Source organism: Aeromonas sp. R9-2, from assembly GCF_040908025.1.
In the GTDB taxonomy this organism is placed as follows: domain Bacteria; phylum Pseudomonadota; class Gammaproteobacteria; order Enterobacterales; family Aeromonadaceae; genus Aeromonas; species Aeromonas veronii.
This window is the reverse complement of the sequence record NZ_JBFOCX010000035.1, coordinates 63,116-78,415: the sequence shown is the minus strand read 5'-3', so window position 1 is coordinate 78,415 and position 15,300 is coordinate 63,116. Positions and strand designations below refer to the sequence as shown.

Here is a 15,300-nt window from a genome sequence, read left to right as displayed (position 1 = left end):
ATAAAAATGGAATTGTTGCAGCAGTCTCTGTTTATCCCCTGTGGTGGCCATCAATTGCATGTGCGCCACATCAAACCCCGGGTCGCCGTGCATGGAGATCCGATCCTGATGGTGCATGGCGCCATCGAGAACGGGCGGATCTTCTATACCGAATCGGGCAAGGGGCTGGCCTGCTTTCTGGCCCGTCACGGCTATCAGGTCTATGTGGCTGATTTGCGGGGGCGGGGGCTCAGCACTCCTGCCATCGCCGAGCAGGCGGAGCACGGTCAGCATGAGCTGATTACCGAGGATCTGCCCGCCCTGCAGCGCTGGATTGCCGAGCGCCATCATGGCTTCAAGGTGCACTGGGTGGCCCACTCCTGGGGCGGTGTCATCATGGCCTCGACCCTGGTGCGCTTCCCCGAGCTGGCGGAGCAGGTGGTCAGTCTGCTGTTTTTTGGCACCAAGCGCGGCGTGTCGGTGCACAATCCCGAGCGTTGGCTGAAGGTGGATCTTATCTGGAATCGGCTGGCCCCTTGGTTGGCTCGCCGCCGTGGTTTTCTGGCTGCTCGCACTCTAAAGATCGGTGCTGACGACGAGCCGTTGCGCTATCTGCAGGAGACCATCCCCTGGGTCAAGTGCGGCCCCTGGCAGGATCCTCACGACGGTTTTGCCTATGGCGAGGCGGCGGCACGGGTCAACTGGCCACCGCTCTGGATGATTTCGGCCAAAGCGGACAAGGTGCTGGGTCACCCGACCGATGTGCGCCGCTTCAGCGACGAGATGGGTTCGGCCACACGTCACACCCGATTGGGGCGGGATAATGGCAACCGCCTCGATTATGACCACATCAATATGCTGACCGCCCCGCAGGCCCAGGAGGATCACTTCCCACAGATCCTCGATTGGCTGCTCAACCCGCAGGCGGCATGACAAAAAACAGGGCGCCTCAAGCGCCCTGTTTCATTTTTGTCTGTTTCCGGATCTTCAGTTCAGCGGCGGCGTGATGCCAAAGCGGAACAGGGTGGCCTGGGTGGTATCGGTCAGTTCGCCCACCCCCACCACGCTCCATAGCTCCTCTTCCAGCTTGCGCGCCTTGTGGATGGCGAACTTGGCGATGTAGTCCAGCTCGTTGGCGATGAAGTTGGTGTCGGGCCGTCCGGTACGGGAGATGCCGACCAGCACCGAGTAGAACTCCCCCTGTTGCTGCGCCAGCTCGATGAACTGACGCTTCTCTTTTAGGTTGGCAAAGCTGCTGGCCAGCCGGCTGCTGAAGATGGGCAGGCCAGCCTTGGTCTGGATGCTGGCGATATAGACCTCGTCCTCTCTCGGTTTGTCCTCCCGCTCGATGGCGCGCAGCGGGTTCATCAGCAGCTCCTTGAGCAGCTCCCCCTGAAACAGCGGATAGAGGTTCTCCTGCTCCGGCAGCTCGGCACAGGCTTGCAGCAGCCGCTGCAGACTGCGCGGTTGCAGCGACTTGCCAATGGAGGCCGGTTTGGGCGCGCCTTTCAGCTTGTTGACGTAGACCGGTGAGTTGAACAGGTGGTGGGTATAGATGTTGCGCAGTGCCCGCGCCAGCCCGCGATAGCGGCGCTGCTCCTGCGCCGCCTTGAGCTTGTTCTGGTTGCTCTCGATCAGCAGGCTGAAGAACTGGCGGCCGGTATGGCGATCCGAATCCCCTTCGATGCAGAGATGCAGCACGGTGCGGGTCATGTTGAGGCTGACCAGCCGGTAGGAGAGGCGCTGCAGATCCATGCTCTTGGAGAGCTCCTGCAAGCGGGGCAGGGCGATGGTTACCACATCGTTTTTCTCGCCGATAAAGGCATCTTCCAGCTCGATTTGCAGGCCGTGAGTCGAGATGTCGCGGGTCCAGCCGATCCAGGATTTGCCGTTGTGGTGGATGGCGACCGCGGTCTTGTGGATGTAGCGCGACTCCTTGCGCAGCTGAACATAGTGCAGGGTCTCGATCTCGAATGGGGCAACCCCCTGCTCGTGACCAAAGCGTTGCAGCTCGTTGGCGTTGTTGCTGACCCCTTCCTGATGGAACTCTTCTCGCTGGGACTCCAGTCCGATCTCCTGCAGCAGACCGCAATAGCCGATCTGTTTGAGCCGCTCGAGCAGCAGGATGTCTTGTAACTGCGGGTTGTCCTGCCCCTGCAGTTGTCCCACATCCGCCTCGACCAGATCGCATGCCTCCAGCGTGAACTTGTAGACTCGCCAGCTGGGGCGGCGTGAGCCCACCTGGAAGAAGAGGGCGGTGAGGCCACTCTGGCGCAGCTCCTCGGCGGTGGCGGAGAAGAAGTAGATGTGGCTGCGCACCGTGTGGGTAAAGCAGTAGATGATGGTCTCGGTGGTGGTGCCGGGGGCCGGGCAGAGCCGTTTCATCCGCTCTGCGCTGAAAAGGCCCGCGAGGGCATCGCGGTTTTTTTCATCGCGCCAATACTCCAGCAGGTGCTGGTTGTTTTCCGTACGCAGGGCTATCTCGAGATTGGGGCTGTCGCCGGTGCCGAAGAAGAGCGGCATGCCGGTCATCCGTGGCAGATAGAACTGCTCATACCCTTTGATGATGGCGGCGGAGAGCAGATAGTCGACGCTGACCCGATAGCGGATCTTGTTGGCATCGATAAAGTCGCTGAGGAAGGCATCGAAGGCGGGCTGTTCGCCGGATCGCACCAGCCGCAGCCAGTATTTCCCCTCTTTGCTCTCTTCGCCAAGGATCTGATAGCCGACCGGCTGATGCAGCACCGGATTGGGGGTGTCCCGCTCCAGTCCGGTAAAGAAGACCTCAACCTGGGCGCCAGTGTGATAGTTCGGCAGATAGGGAACCGAGACCCGCATGCCACCCAGCGAGAGATCGGAACTCTTAGCGAACAACTTTTCCCCGTCCTGAAACTTGATCAGCACCGGCGAGCTGAAGTGCATCCGCTCCTGACGGCGGCCGTAGTAGCTGGCAAAGGCAATGGTGTTGACATCATATTGCCGGAAGGGGCTGGCCGGGGGCGACAGCTGACCATCCACGCGGGCGTTGTGGTGCTGTTTTTGCCACTGTTGCAGCGCCTCGTAGACACCGAGGGTATAGATATCGCGGTAGAGATAGCACTGGGACTGAAACAGGCCGATCGCCTCGGCGGGCATGAAGTGGGTGATGCCGTCGAACTCATGCACCAGGCACTCATCCTCCAGCTCATCGCGCATGTCGATGACCCTGCGGCAGGGAGAGCACTTGCGCTTGAGCTCCATCTTGATCAGAAAACGGCTGTTGCTGTTTTCCTCCTGAGTCATGCGGTTGAAGATCTCCTCGAAATCTTTCTCCCGCAGCAAGGGGACGAGTTGTTCAATCAGATGTTGCTGGTGTTCTGAATCCATTTGTTCCTGCCACGGAAAGTCACTTTTCCGATTCTGGGTTTGATCTGTCGGTCGCAAACAAGTATATCAAGCAGGAATTCATCCTGTCCCCGAGTTATCAATGGCCAAAAATAAAACTGCTTATGTTTGTTCCGAATGTGGTGCCGACTTCACACGCTGGCAAGGTCAATGCAGCGAGTGCAAAGAGTGGAATACCATTACCGAGGTGCGCCTCGGTTCGGTGAGCCCCGCTGGCAAGAGTGCCCGTTACTCCGGTTATGCCGGCGCGGTCGGCAGTCAGGTACAGACACTGGCAGAGATCGCCACCACCGAAATTCCCCGTTTTACCTCAGGTTTCAAGGAGCTGGATCGGGTGCTTGGTGGCGGTGTGGTGCCAGGCTCAGCCATTCTGATCGGCGGCAACCCGGGGGCGGGCAAGTCGACCTTGTTGCTGCAGACCATGTGTGGTCTCGCTGAACGGATGAAAACCCTCTATGTCACCGGTGAGGAGTCGCTCCAGCAGGTGGCGATGCGGGCCAACCGCCTTGGGCTACCCACCGACAAACTGCGGATGCTCTCCGAGACCAGCGTCGAGCAGATCTGCCTGATTGCCCAGCAGGAGCAGCCGCAGATCATGGTGATTGACTCCATTCAGGTGATGCATGTGGCGGATGTGCAATCGTCCCCCGGTTCTGTCTCGCAGGTGCGCGAAGCAGCAGCGCTGCTGACCCGCTATGCCAAACAGAACCATGTGGCCATCTTTATGGTGGGCCATGTGACCAAGGATGGCAGTCTGGCGGGCCCCAAGGTGCTGGAACACTGCATCGACTGCTCTGTGCTGCTTGATGGTGGCCATGACTCCCGTTTTCGGACTCTGCGTTCCCACAAGAACCGCTTCGGTGCGGTCAACGAGCTGGGGGTTTTTGCCATGACCGAGCAGGGGATGCGCGAGGTGAGCAATCCCTCCGCTATCTTCCTCAGCCGAGGGCAGGAGCAGGCGCCCGGTTCCATCGTCATGGTGATCTGGGAGGGCACCCGACCGCTGCTGGTGGAGCTGCAGGCGCTGGTGGACTACTCCCAGCTCTCCAACCCGCGCAGGGTGGCGGTGGGGATGGATCACAACAGGCTCGCCATGTTGCTGGCGGTGCTGCACCGTCACGGCGGGTTGCAGATGGCGGATCAGGATGTCTTCATCAACGTGGTTGGCGGTGTCAAGGTCGAGGAGACCAGTGCGGACCTGGCGCTGCTGCTGGCGATGGTCTCCAGCTTCCGGGATCAGGCGCTGCCCAAGGATCTGGTGGTGTTCGGCGAAGTGGGTCTTTCCGGTGAAATTCGCCCTGTGCCATCCGGTCAGGAGCGGTTGCAGGAGGCGGCCAAGCACGGTTTTCGTCGTGCCATCGTGCCGCACGCCAATGCCCCCAAGCATCCCATCGAAGGGATGGAAGTGGTGCCGGTCAAGAAGCTGTCTGAGGCACTCGAGGCGCTGTAATCCCTCAGCATTGCAATCGATACAACAGCACAACGGAAAAAGAGCGCCTCGGCGCTCTTTTTTATGGGCTGGAACCTGCCATCAGGGCTGGCTGTGTTCCAGATGCTCGCTCAGCAGTTGTTCCAGCTCGCGGTGGAGCAGCTCTTCGTCGCCAACGTTAAGCTCGATCATCCGCTTGAGATGGGTGGCACTGTCGATATCGATGTGGTGGCAGTAGAAACCCAGCTTCTTGCTGGCTTCGTGGGTCAGCTCGACCTGCATTTTGATCTCGATATCGCTACCGCTCAGGATAAAGCTGAGCTGGTACTCCTTGTTGTCACGGCTCTCCCAGTCGTCGGGGCGGATCAGCAGGGCCCCTTGCAAGGAGACATCGACAAGCTGGGTCTGCCACTTCTGTTCCCCCTGGGTGAGTTCTGCCATGGTCAAGTAGAGGATCCGTGCAAAACGGCGGCGCTCAGACATGCTCATCTCCTGTATGCAATAAGTGTGGACGCTAGGGTCATTGCTCTGAGTGTAATCCACCTTGGTTGCCAGTATCTTGAACTTGCTCCGAAAATGGTATTCAGGCTTGCTGGGTACTCAAGGATTCCACTACATGAAGCGCCTTGACCAGGCGATCTTCCTGTTTGAACCGCTCTTCCAGAACCGGACCCAACTCATTGAGATCATCATCCAGTAGCAGCAATTGGGCCTCGTCGGCATCACTGTATTTGTCGTTGAACTCGAGGGCGAATTCGGTGCTGGTACGAATATGGGGATAGATGCGTTTGGCCAGCTCCAGTGTTTCGCCGCTGGCTTGCTCGAAGGCGGTGACGACGTGGTGGTAGATTTCGAAATGGCCCGCACTGACATAGTCGACCAGGCGGTCGCAAAACTGATGCAGCTCTTCTGTTTTGGGCAGGCTGCGTTGCTTGGTCCGCGCCGGAGTGAGGCCTGCCAGCTGCATGTATCCGACCAGCAACGCTTGCCTTGCATCCAGCCAGTCGTCGATAGCCTTATGCTTGCCTGCCAGCGCCTGCTTGGTCTGTTCCAGTTTCGTCAACATAATCCCTATCCCTCCGTGGGGCAAAGGCTGGCCGATTGTTCGGTATTCCGAGCCGTTTGAGCAGTGACACAACCTATAACTAGGGAAAATCTGGGCAAGCGTCAATAGCCATGGGGGGATAATGTTAAGTGGCGAAGAAATAGTCAGTGGATTGTGTCTGCGTGCTAGCAGGTTTCAGGCCTGCTCACGGTTTTTCGCGTGTGGAATGTGACTATTTCCGCAGATCTTGATGAAAACCCCAGCGTTTGACGCGTTCGGCTCGATAAAGGCTTTGCCTGTGCGTTTTTTTTTGCATAGAGTGACCCAGCGCTAAATGCCCGATCATAAAGGAAATGTTATGAACAAAGCTCAACTTGTCGATGCGATTGCCGCCAAAGCAGATCTGAGCAAAGCTCAGGCCAAAGTGGCTCTGGAAGAGATCATCAATGGTATTACCCAGAGCTTGAAAGAAGGCGATGCTGTGCAACTGGTCGGTTTTGGCACCTTCAAGGTCACCCACCGCGCAGGCCGCACCGGTCGTAACCCGCAAACTGGTAAAGAGATCCAGATTGCTGCTGCCAACGTGCCTTCATTCGTGGCTGGCAAGGCTCTGAAAGACGCCGTCAAGTAAGTCCGAAAGTCTGTTTTGTCCAATGCCAGTCAGCTCGCTGACTGGCATTGTTTTTATGGGATTCTCCCATCCTTCCTATTCGTCCTTCCAGACTTTTCCTTCTGTCGGCCTCGTTGCGGCTGAGGCCTTATGCCGTTTGCGGAGTGGATGGCAGCGGCCAGATCCGCTCATAGGCCCAGGTAAAGACCATGATGTAGACGAGGTAGAAGGCGACGAAGCCGAGATCCAGCATCAGGGCGTCCCAGACCCCCAGATCGAGCCAGAACATGACGCAGGGGAGGGAGAGCATCATAAAGCTCGCTTCATAGCCAAACGCGTGCAGGAAGCGGTCCAGTGGTCGCTTGTTGGTGCGCCCGCACAGTTTGAGCAACCCCTTGTCGAACAACAGGTTCCAGCCATAGGTCCAGGCGGTGGCGACGATGGAGAAGAAGATGGCCAGCGAACCGACCTCGGCGACGCCTTGACCGAACAGCTGGCTGATCAGCGGTGCGACCAGTGCCAGCCCGATGCCTTCGTAGAGAACCAGATAGCGAAGTCGATCCGGGGTGGTGCGAAGTTGAGTACTACTCATGGGGATATGCCTCCTGTGGGAGGCGCATTCTAATCAGGGAGCGGTTAAAAGAGAAGCATCGGCCCGTCGTGACTGGCGTTGAGGGGCATGATGATGCCCCCTCTTTGCGATACGTCTCTATTGCCAATTTGGGCGTTAGCCCTGAGTGATCAAGTCTGCGACTCAGGCGTCGGTTGGCGTGACCCGTGTCAGCATGGCAAAGCCCTCTTCCACTTGTGTGAGCTCTACCTTGACCGCCCCCAACTCGGCGAGCGAGGCAACATGAGTGCCACCACAGGGAATGGTCACCTCCTGGCCTTCCAGCATGCAGTGCCAGTAACGGGAATCGATGATCGCCTCGCCAGCGCGGCTACGGCGGATCTCGCCTCCGGCTGTGATCCAGTCGGCCAGTTGCTGGTTGACCTTCTCTTCAATCACCGCCAAATCTGCCAGCAGCGCCTCGCTGTTGGCCCCTTTCTTGCGCAGGCTCTTGCCGATTCGGTACTGCTCCCGCGAACCGCAAGGTTCGACCCGCGAGCTTTGAATAGCCAGGCGGTCGAAGTCGGGCTGGCCCAGTGCATCACGCTCGCTTACCTCCTTGCGCCAGTAGGGGATGAGTACCCTGTTGAGGGCTAGTGCCGCCAGATGGCAGCCGCTATGGCCCAGACTCAGGGCATGGCGGGCGGCGCTATCTACTTGCAATTCGACCTGGCTGCCAACGGCTAGCGCGTGGTCTCCGGTCAGCGGGTGGACCACCACGAAACGCCACCCCTCTGCGCCCCGCTTGACCGGAATGGCGGTATCGACGAACAGCTCGCCATCCGGGCTGATGGCCCCCATCCGGCAAGGGCCAATGGTTGCTTCGCCCCCTTCCCAGCGAGCATTGCCCACATCCCCCGGCTGATCGGGCCAGAGGTGGCTCTGGGGATGAAAGGGGGTGAGGTCGGTGACCAGCAGCGTGGTGTCACCGCGCAGGCAGCAGACCACGCTGGCCTGCTCTTGATGATGGCCCAGTACGAAGCTGGCTCGGGTGTGTTCCATGGCAAGGCTCCCGCAACGATAAATGAGAAGAGAAAGCGGCAGCATACGCCAAAGTGCGAAGAGGCTCATTAACCAGAGTTAATGAGCCCCTCTTCTCGGTTTGACGGTTCGCTAGATCATGGCGACCAACAGATAGGCATTGAGGCCGATCACCAGCGCAACGATAAGGCGGCCGATGGCTTGTGTGACCGGATGGTTGCGATGTTGCCCCATCAGCGCCCGATCGCCGGTCAGCATCAACAGCGGGATCAGGGCCAGCGCGATGCCAAAGCTCAGGATCACCTGACTCAACACCAGAATTTCGGTGGTGTTGAGTCCCATGGCGATTACCACGAAGGCGGGAGCCATGGTGATGGCGCGACGCAGCCAGAGCGGGATGGTAAAGCGGACAAAGCCCTGCATCACCACTTGCCCGGCCAGGGTGCCCACCACGGTAGAGCTGATACCGGAGGCGACCAGCGAGAGGCCAAACAGGGTGGCGGCAGCCTGACCCAGCAGCGGAGTGAGGGTCTGATAGGCGGATTCCAGCTCCGCCACCTGCTGGTGGCCCGAGCTGTGGAACGCGGCGGCCGCCATCGCCATCATCGCCAGATTGACGAAGCCGGCGATGGTCATGGCAATCGCCACATCGACCCGGGTGGTGTGCAGCCGCTGGCTGACTGAACCTTGATCCTGCGTGTGCTGGGTCAGTGCCGAGTGCAGGTAGATAACGTGGGGCATCACGGTAGCACCGAGCACACCGGCGGCCAGATAGACGGCATCGCTGTTGGGCAAACCGGGGAAGAGGGCGCCCTCCAGCAGGCTGGGCAGATGGGGGCGGGAGAAGATCAGCTCGACGATGTAGGCCGCCGCGACAAACAACAGCAGGCCGCCGACCACGAACTCCAGCGGTTTCTGACCACGGGATTGCAGCATCAGGATCCCCCAGGTCACTACGGCGGTGATACAGGCTCCTTCAAGCAAGGTCACGCCAAGCAGCAGCTTGAAGCCGACTGCGGCGCCGATAAATTCGGCGAGATCGGTGGCCATGGCGATGATCTCTGCCTGCACCCAGTAGGCCCAGACCGCCGGTTTTGGCAGTCGGTCTCGGATGTGCTCCGCCAGATTCTTGCCGGTGACGATACCAAGTTTGGCCGAGAGGGTTTGCACCACCATGGCCATCAGGTTGGCCCATACCACCACCCAGAGCAACTGGTAGCCAAAGGTAGAGCCCGCCTGAATATTGGTGGCGAAGTTGCCCGGGTCGATATAGCCGATGGCGGCGATAAAGGCAGGCCCGAGCAGGGTCAGTTTGAATTTGCGGGCTGGAATCGTAGTCGTCAGTGCGGGTTGCATGGCATCACCCTCCATAAGGATATGGAGAGAGAATAGATCTAAATGATAATTGTTATCAATTGTTGTTTCTGATGATTTCCATCGGGAAAAACATTTAAGGCAGTCAGTTGCAGTGAGGGATGTGATTTCGTACAATACGCCGCCCTAGAAAAGCAGCGACTAAACACCTTTATGTTCCTTGCCTCCGAGGTCTGGCTGCACCTGGGCGGAGGCTGAATTAATCCGTAAGGAGCTAAAATGCGTCATTACGAAATCGTCTTCATGGTTCATCCGGACCAGAGCGAGCAAGTTCCCGGCATGATCGAGCGTTACACCGGCGCCATCACCACCTCCGGTGGTACCATTCATCGCCTGGAAGATTGGGGCCGTCGTCAGCTGGCTTACCCGATCGACAAACTGCACAAAGCCCACTACGTTCTGATGAACGTAGAAGCAGAGCAAGCCGTTATCGATGAGCTGGAAACCAACTTCCGCTTCAACGATGCCGTTATCCGCAACATGATCATGCGCACCAAGCACGCCGTGACTGAAGTTTCTCCGATGGCCAAGGCCAAAGAAGAGCGCTTCACCCGTCGTGACGACGAGCGCCGCGAAGAAGCTACTGAAGCTGCTTCCGAAGAGTAATTCTGGATCACTGACTAGAGGATAAAGGCCATGGCACGTTATTTCCGTCGTCGTAAGTTCTGCCGCTTCACCGCCGAGAACGTTACCGAGATCGACTACAAAGATATCGTTACTCTGAAAAACTACATCACTGAATCTGGCAAGATCGTACCGAGCCGTATCACCGGTACCCGCGCCAAGTATCAGCGTCAGCTGGCACGCGCCATCAAGCGTGCTCGTTACCTGGCTCTGCTGCCGTACACCGATCTGCACAACAAGTAAGAATCGGCCCGGCACTTAAGCCTAACTCAACGAAATTTATAGAGGAAAGGTAATGCAAGTTATCCTGCTCGACAAAATCGCCAAACTGGGCGGTCTGGGTGACCAAGTTTCCGTGAAATCTGGTTATGCCCGTAACTACCTGATCCCGCAAGGCAAAGCTGTTATGGCCACCAAGGCCAACATCGAAGCTTTCGGTGCTCGTCGCGCTGAGCTGGAAGCCAAACTGGCTGCCAACAAAGCTGCTGCTGAAGAGCGTGCTGCCAAGCTGGCCGAACTGGCTACCGTGGTTATCGCTTCCAAGTCTGGCGACGAAGGCAAGCTGTTCGGTTCCATCGGTACCCGTGACGTGGCTGAAGCCATCACTGCTGCCGGCGTAGCCGTTGCCAAGAGCGAAGTCCGCATGGGCAACGTTCTGCGTAACACCGGTGACTACGAAGTTGCTGTTCAGCTGCACGCTGACGTTAAAGCAACCGTACAGATCCAGGTTGTTGCCCTGTAATAGCGATTCGCTTTTGCAGAGAAAACCCGCGCTCTTGCGCGGGTTTTTTATTTTCCGGCCCGAGGGTAGAGTGAAGGTCTGTTCCACTGGAGGAGATCCCTATGGCTTGGGTAGAAGGCCGCGTCATCGAACGCATCGAATGGACACCCACCCTTTTCTCCCTGCGGGTAGCGGCCGAGCTGGCTCCCTACAAGGCAGGCCAATTCACCAAGCTGGCCCTCGAGCAGGGCGATCGCCGCATTCAGCGCGCCTACTCCTTCGTCAATCCCCCCTCTGCGCCATATCACGAGTTCTATATGGTCGAGATCCCGAGCGGTGAGCTGACCCCCTCGCTCGGCTCGCTGCAAGCGGGCGATACCCTGCTGGTGCAATCCCAGGCCACCGGCTTTCTGACGCTGGATGAGGTGCCCGCCGGGCGTGATCTCTGGTTGCTCTCGACCGGCACTGCCATCGGCCCCTTCCTCTCCATGCTGGCCGAGGGCGAGGCCTTCAACCGTTTCGAGAATCTGGTGCTGGTGCACGGGGTGCGCAAAGGCGAAGAGCTGAGCTATCAGGATTTGATCGCCAGCTTTGCCGAGCAATATGGCGATAGCTTTAGCTATGTCCCCTTTGTCAGCCGAGAGGAATGGCTCGATGCAATGGCTGGCAGAATCCCGGCGGCGATTGCCAATGGTCAGTTGCAGGATCGAGTGGGGTTGGAGTTCTCACCCGAGCTGAGTCAGGTGCTGATCTGCGGCAATCCGGAGATGGTGAAAGAGACCCAGCAGACCTTGCTGGCGCTGGGGTTGGCCAAGAATCTGCGGCGGGCGCCGGGCAATATCAGTGCGGAGAATTATTGGTAAAACAATCAGCACAGGGGCGCCAGGCCCCTGCTGCATCAGGAGAGGGCGTTCAGTTCTTCTTGCCGTTGCCCTTGTTTTTATCCTTCTGTTTGTCGTGACCTTGGCCGGGGTTATTGCCGCTGTGGATGCTGCGGTTGTAGTGATCCCGGTACTTGCCATCCATCTTGTCGCAGTTGAGTTTGATCCGGCTGTCGCCAATGCCAAGATCCAGGCAGTTGTCCTGCCACCAGTCGTACTCTTTGTCATCCCAGTCGAGATTGATCTTGATGTCATCACCGGAGATCTTGATGTTATCGCCATTTTTGCTTGGCGGTGCTGCAACCGCGATGCCATGCGCCATCAGCAGGGAGAGCAGCAGGGCGCCACGCTGGATAACGGGGTTGTGTTTGGCTTGGGTCATCGCAAGGGTACTCCTGTCGTTATTGGCCACTTTGCGAGTTGGCAGGGAGCTGGTTGGTTTGCGGTGGCTGGTTACGGTTCTCTTCATCTTCCAGATTGAATTTGACCGCCCTGCAGTCGGCCGGGGCGGTTTCGCCGACCCCCAAGTCGAGGCAGTCGTTCTGGGTCCAGCCGAACTGCTTGTCATCCCAGTCCAGATTGAATTTAAGCTCATCGACGGAGAATTCGGAGCCACTGCTCTCTTGATATTGCTGGGTCGCTGCGGCGCTGCCGGTAACCAGGAGAAGGGAGAGTAGCAAAGTGGTCTTACTGTTCATGATGGCCTCGGATAATTGCAACGGTGGATGAGTGTACAGACCGGAGCTGAACCCGGGCGGAACTGTTCCCCATCTCACTACATGATCAAGTCAGGGAGGGATTGTATCGCTTTTCTGCTGCCGATTTGTCCGTTTTGGTCGCACTCTGGGCAGCTGGTTGCCAATCTGAAGGAATTCAGTCATTTGCCCTTCTCTGAGCGAGTCTGGCGACTATAATCGGCAGCCAACTTTTCCTGCACAGCACACCCCTTCATCATGACCACACAGGACTCCTCTACATTGCGCTACCCCAAGGGGTGGTTTGCTCTGACGACGGTATACAGTTTCACCGGGTTGGCCATTCTGGCCTCCATTATCTTCTCCCTGCTGCTGTTCCTCTCCATCGATGACAACCCGCTGATGAAGTGGCTGTTCGGCGGCTTGGCCATCATCTTCGAGCTGGGCAAGTTTTACGTCTGGTACGAGTACGGCGAGCGCAAGGCGCGGCGGGATTTGAGTGGTGCCTTCTGGTCGCTGTTGTTCTACAGCGTGTTGGCGGCCATCTCCATCGGCGGCAGTATTGGTGGCATCAACAGCGCCACCAACACGGTACTGAGCCAGCAGGCGCGCCACGAGCGGGAGCTTGCCCGTTTCGACGAGCAGATCGCCAGCATCGAGCGGCAGATCCAGCTCAACGAGGAGGCGGCCCGCAAATATATCGAGCTGGAGCGCATCTCCAGCGGCGTCTCCTCGTTGCAGCACGCCAACACCAAGCTGCGCTTGCAGCAGGATGAGCTGCGTCAGCAGCGCGATGCCAAGCCGGTCAACGAACAATCCTCCATGCTGGGGCTGATGAGCAGTCTGGCGGACGGGGTGGGGATGAGCATCAGTCAGGTGCAGTTCCTGCTGGTCTGCTTCCTCTCGGTGCTGCTCGATGTGTTCGGTGCCTTCTTCGTTAGTCTGATCGGCGAGGAGAACCGCTTTCGCCGGATGTGGCGCTGGCAGCAGGATCAAGCTCGCAGAGAGGCGCAGGAGGCGTTGGCGATAGCAGCCCAGTCCGAGCCAATCATGCACCCAGAACCGGCCCCCGAAGTGCTGGCGCAGGTGCGCGGTGCGCTGGTGAGCGGTGAGCTCAAGTGCAGCAAGCGCTCGGTGGCACAGGCTTTGTCACTCTCGCTGGAGGAGGTGGATCGGGTGTTCCACCATCTACTGTCGCAAGGGGTGCTGGGGCAGGGGAGCAATCGCCACTACTACCTCAATCCGGCGCTGGAGCAGCAACCCGGATAGTGAGAAGGCCACCGGAACGCGGTGGCCTTTTTCGTTATCGAGTGGCTGTGGCACTCAGTGAGTCAGCACCATCATCAGGCTGAGGAAGGCGGCCAGTCCGCCACCGATGCCGATGATCCAGTAAAACCCCTTGGCCCCCTGTTTGAGCGGGATGCGGAAGTAGAGCAGAAATGCCCACCACCCCAGTGCCAGCAACAGAGGAATAAGAAACATTCGAGCCATGGTGTCCTCGCTGTTATTCTGTTGACCCTTGATCAATCAACAGGATGGATTGTGCAATGACGCAACTACAGATTACCGCATTCGGTGACCCCTCGGTACTCAAGCTCAACCCTTCCCTCGATAAGGTGCCAGCCGATGGCGAAGTGCGGGTACGCATCTGCTTTGCGGGGGTCAATCCCATCGATGCCAAAACTCGCGCAGGTCTTGGCTGGGCGGCGGCCCAGAACAAGGACAAGCTGCCCTGGACACCGGGTTATGACATCTCCGGCGTGGTGGAGAAGGTAGGCCCCGGCGTAACCTCGCTGATCGAGGGGGATCGGGTGTGCGGCATGGTCGGTTTTCCCCTTACCGCCGGTGGCTACGGGGAGTCTGTGGTGGCAAGCGAGAGCGAGCTGGTCAAGCTCGACGGGGTGAACCTGCAGCAGGGGGCGGCGCTGCCGCTGGCCGGTCTCACCGCCTGGCAGGGGCTGTTTGAGCACGGTGGCCTCCAGAGCGGTCAGCGGGTATTGATCCTCGCCGGTGCCGGTGGTGTCGGCCATCTTGCGGTGCAGTTTGCCAGCGCCTATGGCGCCGAGGTGGTGGCTACAGCCAGCCCCGACAGCCATGGCTTCCTGCACGCACTGGGGGCGCGCTGGATGGTGGATTACCACGATGCGAACTGGCCAGCACAGGTGGTGGCAGAGGCCGGTCAGGTCGATCTGGTGCTGGATCTGGTGGGCTGCGAGAGCGGCAAGGCGGCGCTGGCCTGCGTCAAGTCGGGTGGCCGCCTGGTGACGGTACCCACCATCACTGCCCAGTTGATCAAGGATGCTGGGGCTGCGGCGGGTATCGAGGTGGTCGGCATGTTGGTTCACCCCGACCAGAAGCAGCTGGGGCAGATGTTGATGCTGCTGCGTCAGGGTGAGGTGAAGGTCACCCTCGCCGGTGAATTCCCCTTGGCCGAGGGGGCGCTGGCCCACCAGGCCATCGAAGGGGGCCATGTGCGTGGCAAGCTGTTGCTGCGGATGCCTGCGGCCGATGGCTATCCCGGATGAGCGAGATGATGGAGATGGGGCTGGGGTGGCTCTTTTTAAGCGCATTCACCTCAGCCACCCTGCTGCCCGGCAGCTCGGAAGTGCTGCTGGGGGCCATGGCGGCCAAGGGGGAGTGGAGCATGGCGAGCCTGCTGCTGTGGGCGACGCTGGGCAATACCCTCGGCTCCATGACCACCTGGTGGCTCGGCTGGCTCGCCACCTTCAAGAAAAAACCGGAAGATTTTCAAGGCCGTGGGGAACAAAAAGCCTTAGGCTGGCTCAAACAACATGGTCACTGGTGCCTGCTGCTTGCCTGGACGCCGGTGGTCGGTGATGGTCTCTGTCTGTTGGCCGGTTGGCTGCGCCTCTCCTTCTGGCGCTCTCTCATTCTGATCGGGCTCGGCAAATTGTTCCGTTATGCCCTGGTTTTTCTGCTGGCCAGTCATATTTTCTAGCCTGTTTT

General features: G+C 58.8%; 19 protein-coding genes. 10 read left to right on the top strand and 9 right to left on the bottom strand.

All coding sequences use genetic code 11. From position 1 onward, the window contains the following. Window positions 1-6: 6 nt before the first annotated feature. Complete coding sequence (locus AB5Y71_RS20180) at window positions 7-912, top strand: alpha/beta fold hydrolase (RefSeq protein WP_368172306.1); 906 nt, start codon at window positions 7-9, stop codon at window positions 910-912. 54 nt (window positions 913-966) lie between these two features. Here the strand turns inward: AB5Y71_RS20180 and AB5Y71_RS20175 are convergent, their stop codons facing one another. Beyond that, window positions 967-3,345: a PilZ domain-containing protein gene (locus AB5Y71_RS20175; protein ID WP_368172305.1), complete on the bottom strand. Its 2,379-nt coding sequence runs from the start codon at window positions 3,343-3,345 to the stop codon at window positions 967-969. A 100-nt stretch (window positions 3,346-3,445) separates the two neighbouring features. On the opposite strand from AB5Y71_RS20175, the gene radA reads away from it, so the two are divergent. Further along, window positions 3,446-4,813, top strand: coding sequence for a DNA repair protein RadA (gene radA / locus AB5Y71_RS20170; protein ID WP_005348973.1), 1,368 nt, complete (start codon window positions 3,446-3,448; stop codon window positions 4,811-4,813). Between the two features lie 81 nt (window positions 4,814-4,894). Here the strand turns inward: radA and AB5Y71_RS20165 are convergent, their stop codons facing one another. Then, window positions 4,895-5,275, bottom strand: coding sequence for a PilZ domain-containing protein (locus tag AB5Y71_RS20165; RefSeq protein WP_005340482.1), 381 nt, complete (start codon window positions 5,273-5,275; stop codon window positions 4,895-4,897). Between the two features lie 100 nt (window positions 5,276-5,375). Next, window positions 5,376-5,858, bottom strand: a complete 483-nt coding sequence (locus AB5Y71_RS20160; protein ID WP_005340483.1) for an Rsd/AlgQ family anti-sigma factor — start codon at window positions 5,856-5,858, stop codon at window positions 5,376-5,378. Window positions 5,859-6,195: 337 nt separating this feature from the next. On the opposite strand from AB5Y71_RS20160, the gene hupA reads away from it, so the two are divergent. Beyond that, entirely contained in the window at window positions 6,196-6,468 is a 273-nt protein-coding gene (gene hupA / locus AB5Y71_RS20155; protein ID WP_005340484.1) for a nucleoid-associated protein HU-alpha, read from the top strand. A gap of 127 nt (window positions 6,469-6,595) precedes the next feature. Here the strand turns inward: hupA and AB5Y71_RS20150 are convergent, their stop codons facing one another. The 3 genes from AB5Y71_RS20150 to AB5Y71_RS20140 form a co-directional block, all read right to left on the bottom strand. Then, complete coding sequence (locus AB5Y71_RS20150; protein WP_064337327.1) at window positions 6,596-7,039, bottom strand: PACE efflux transporter; 444 nt, start codon at window positions 7,037-7,039, stop codon at window positions 6,596-6,598. Between the two features lie 162 nt (window positions 7,040-7,201). Further along, window positions 7,202-8,059, bottom strand: a complete 858-nt coding sequence (locus AB5Y71_RS20145) for a hypothetical protein (protein WP_368172304.1) — start codon at window positions 8,057-8,059, stop codon at window positions 7,202-7,204. A gap of 111 nt (window positions 8,060-8,170) precedes the next feature. After that, window positions 8,171-9,394, bottom strand: coding sequence for an Nramp family divalent metal transporter (locus tag AB5Y71_RS20140; protein ID WP_162511762.1), 1,224 nt, complete (start codon window positions 9,392-9,394; stop codon window positions 8,171-8,173). Window positions 9,395-9,631: 237 nt separating this feature from the next. Here AB5Y71_RS20140 and rpsF point away from each other — a divergent pair, with 237 nt between their 5' ends. The 4 genes from rpsF (at window position 9,632) to AB5Y71_RS20120 (ending at window position 11,620) form a co-directional block, all read left to right on the top strand. After that, on the top strand, window positions 9,632-10,018 hold the full coding sequence (gene rpsF / locus AB5Y71_RS20135; RefSeq protein ID WP_005308887.1) for a 30S ribosomal protein S6: 387 nt from the start codon (window positions 9,632-9,634) through the stop codon (window positions 10,016-10,018). Between the two features lie 30 nt (window positions 10,019-10,048). Beyond that, window positions 10,049-10,279: a 30S ribosomal protein S18 gene (gene rpsR, locus AB5Y71_RS20130; RefSeq protein WP_005308890.1), complete on the top strand. Its 231-nt coding sequence runs from the start codon at window positions 10,049-10,051 to the stop codon at window positions 10,277-10,279. Between the two features lie 52 nt (window positions 10,280-10,331). Beyond that, complete coding sequence (gene rplI, locus AB5Y71_RS20125; protein WP_005340490.1) at window positions 10,332-10,778, top strand: 50S ribosomal protein L9; 447 nt, start codon at window positions 10,332-10,334, stop codon at window positions 10,776-10,778. Window positions 10,779-10,879: 101 nt separating this feature from the next. Then, entirely contained in the window at window positions 10,880-11,620 is a 741-nt protein-coding gene (locus AB5Y71_RS20120) for a ferredoxin--NADP reductase (RefSeq protein ID WP_368172303.1), read from the top strand. 49 nt (window positions 11,621-11,669) lie between these two features. Here AB5Y71_RS20120 and AB5Y71_RS20115 read toward each other — a convergent pair whose 3' ends face one another. Together AB5Y71_RS20115 and AB5Y71_RS20110 are read right to left on the bottom strand one after the other, a co-directional pair. After that, the gene (locus tag AB5Y71_RS20115) at window positions 11,670-12,020 is read right to left on the bottom strand and encodes a hypothetical protein (protein WP_368172302.1); all 351 of its coding nucleotides are present in this window, start codon (window positions 12,018-12,020) and stop codon (window positions 11,670-11,672) included. A gap of 19 nt (window positions 12,021-12,039) precedes the next feature. Next, the gene (locus AB5Y71_RS20110) at window positions 12,040-12,336 is read right to left on the bottom strand and encodes a hypothetical protein (protein ID WP_005348982.1); all 297 of its coding nucleotides are present in this window, start codon (window positions 12,334-12,336) and stop codon (window positions 12,040-12,042) included. Between the two features lie 255 nt (window positions 12,337-12,591). Here AB5Y71_RS20110 and AB5Y71_RS20105 point away from each other — a divergent pair, with 255 nt between their 5' ends. Then, window positions 12,592-13,602 carry a Preprotein translocase subunit SecY gene (locus AB5Y71_RS20105; protein WP_368172301.1) on the top strand — a complete coding sequence of 337 codons (1,011 nt, stop codon included), beginning with the start codon at window positions 12,592-12,594 and terminating at the stop codon, window positions 13,600-13,602. A gap of 54 nt (window positions 13,603-13,656) precedes the next feature. Here AB5Y71_RS20105 and AB5Y71_RS20100 read toward each other — a convergent pair whose 3' ends face one another. Further along, a complete protein-coding gene (locus AB5Y71_RS20100; protein WP_005308905.1) occupies window positions 13,657-13,824 on the bottom strand; it encodes a hypothetical protein in 168 nt (55 codons plus the stop codon). A 56-nt stretch (window positions 13,825-13,880) separates the two neighbouring features. Here AB5Y71_RS20100 and AB5Y71_RS20095 point away from each other — a divergent pair, with 56 nt between their 5' ends. After that, on the top strand, window positions 13,881-14,858 hold the full coding sequence (locus tag AB5Y71_RS20095; protein ID WP_368172300.1) for an NADP-dependent oxidoreductase: 978 nt from the start codon (window positions 13,881-13,883) through the stop codon (window positions 14,856-14,858). Further along, the gene (locus AB5Y71_RS20090) at window positions 14,855-15,292 is read left to right on the top strand and encodes a YqaA family protein (RefSeq protein WP_005348990.1); all 438 of its coding nucleotides are present in this window, start codon (window positions 14,855-14,857) and stop codon (window positions 15,290-15,292) included. The genes AB5Y71_RS20095 and AB5Y71_RS20090 overlap by 4 nt, the downstream gene beginning before the upstream one ends. Window positions 15,293-15,300: the final 8 nt, after the last annotated feature.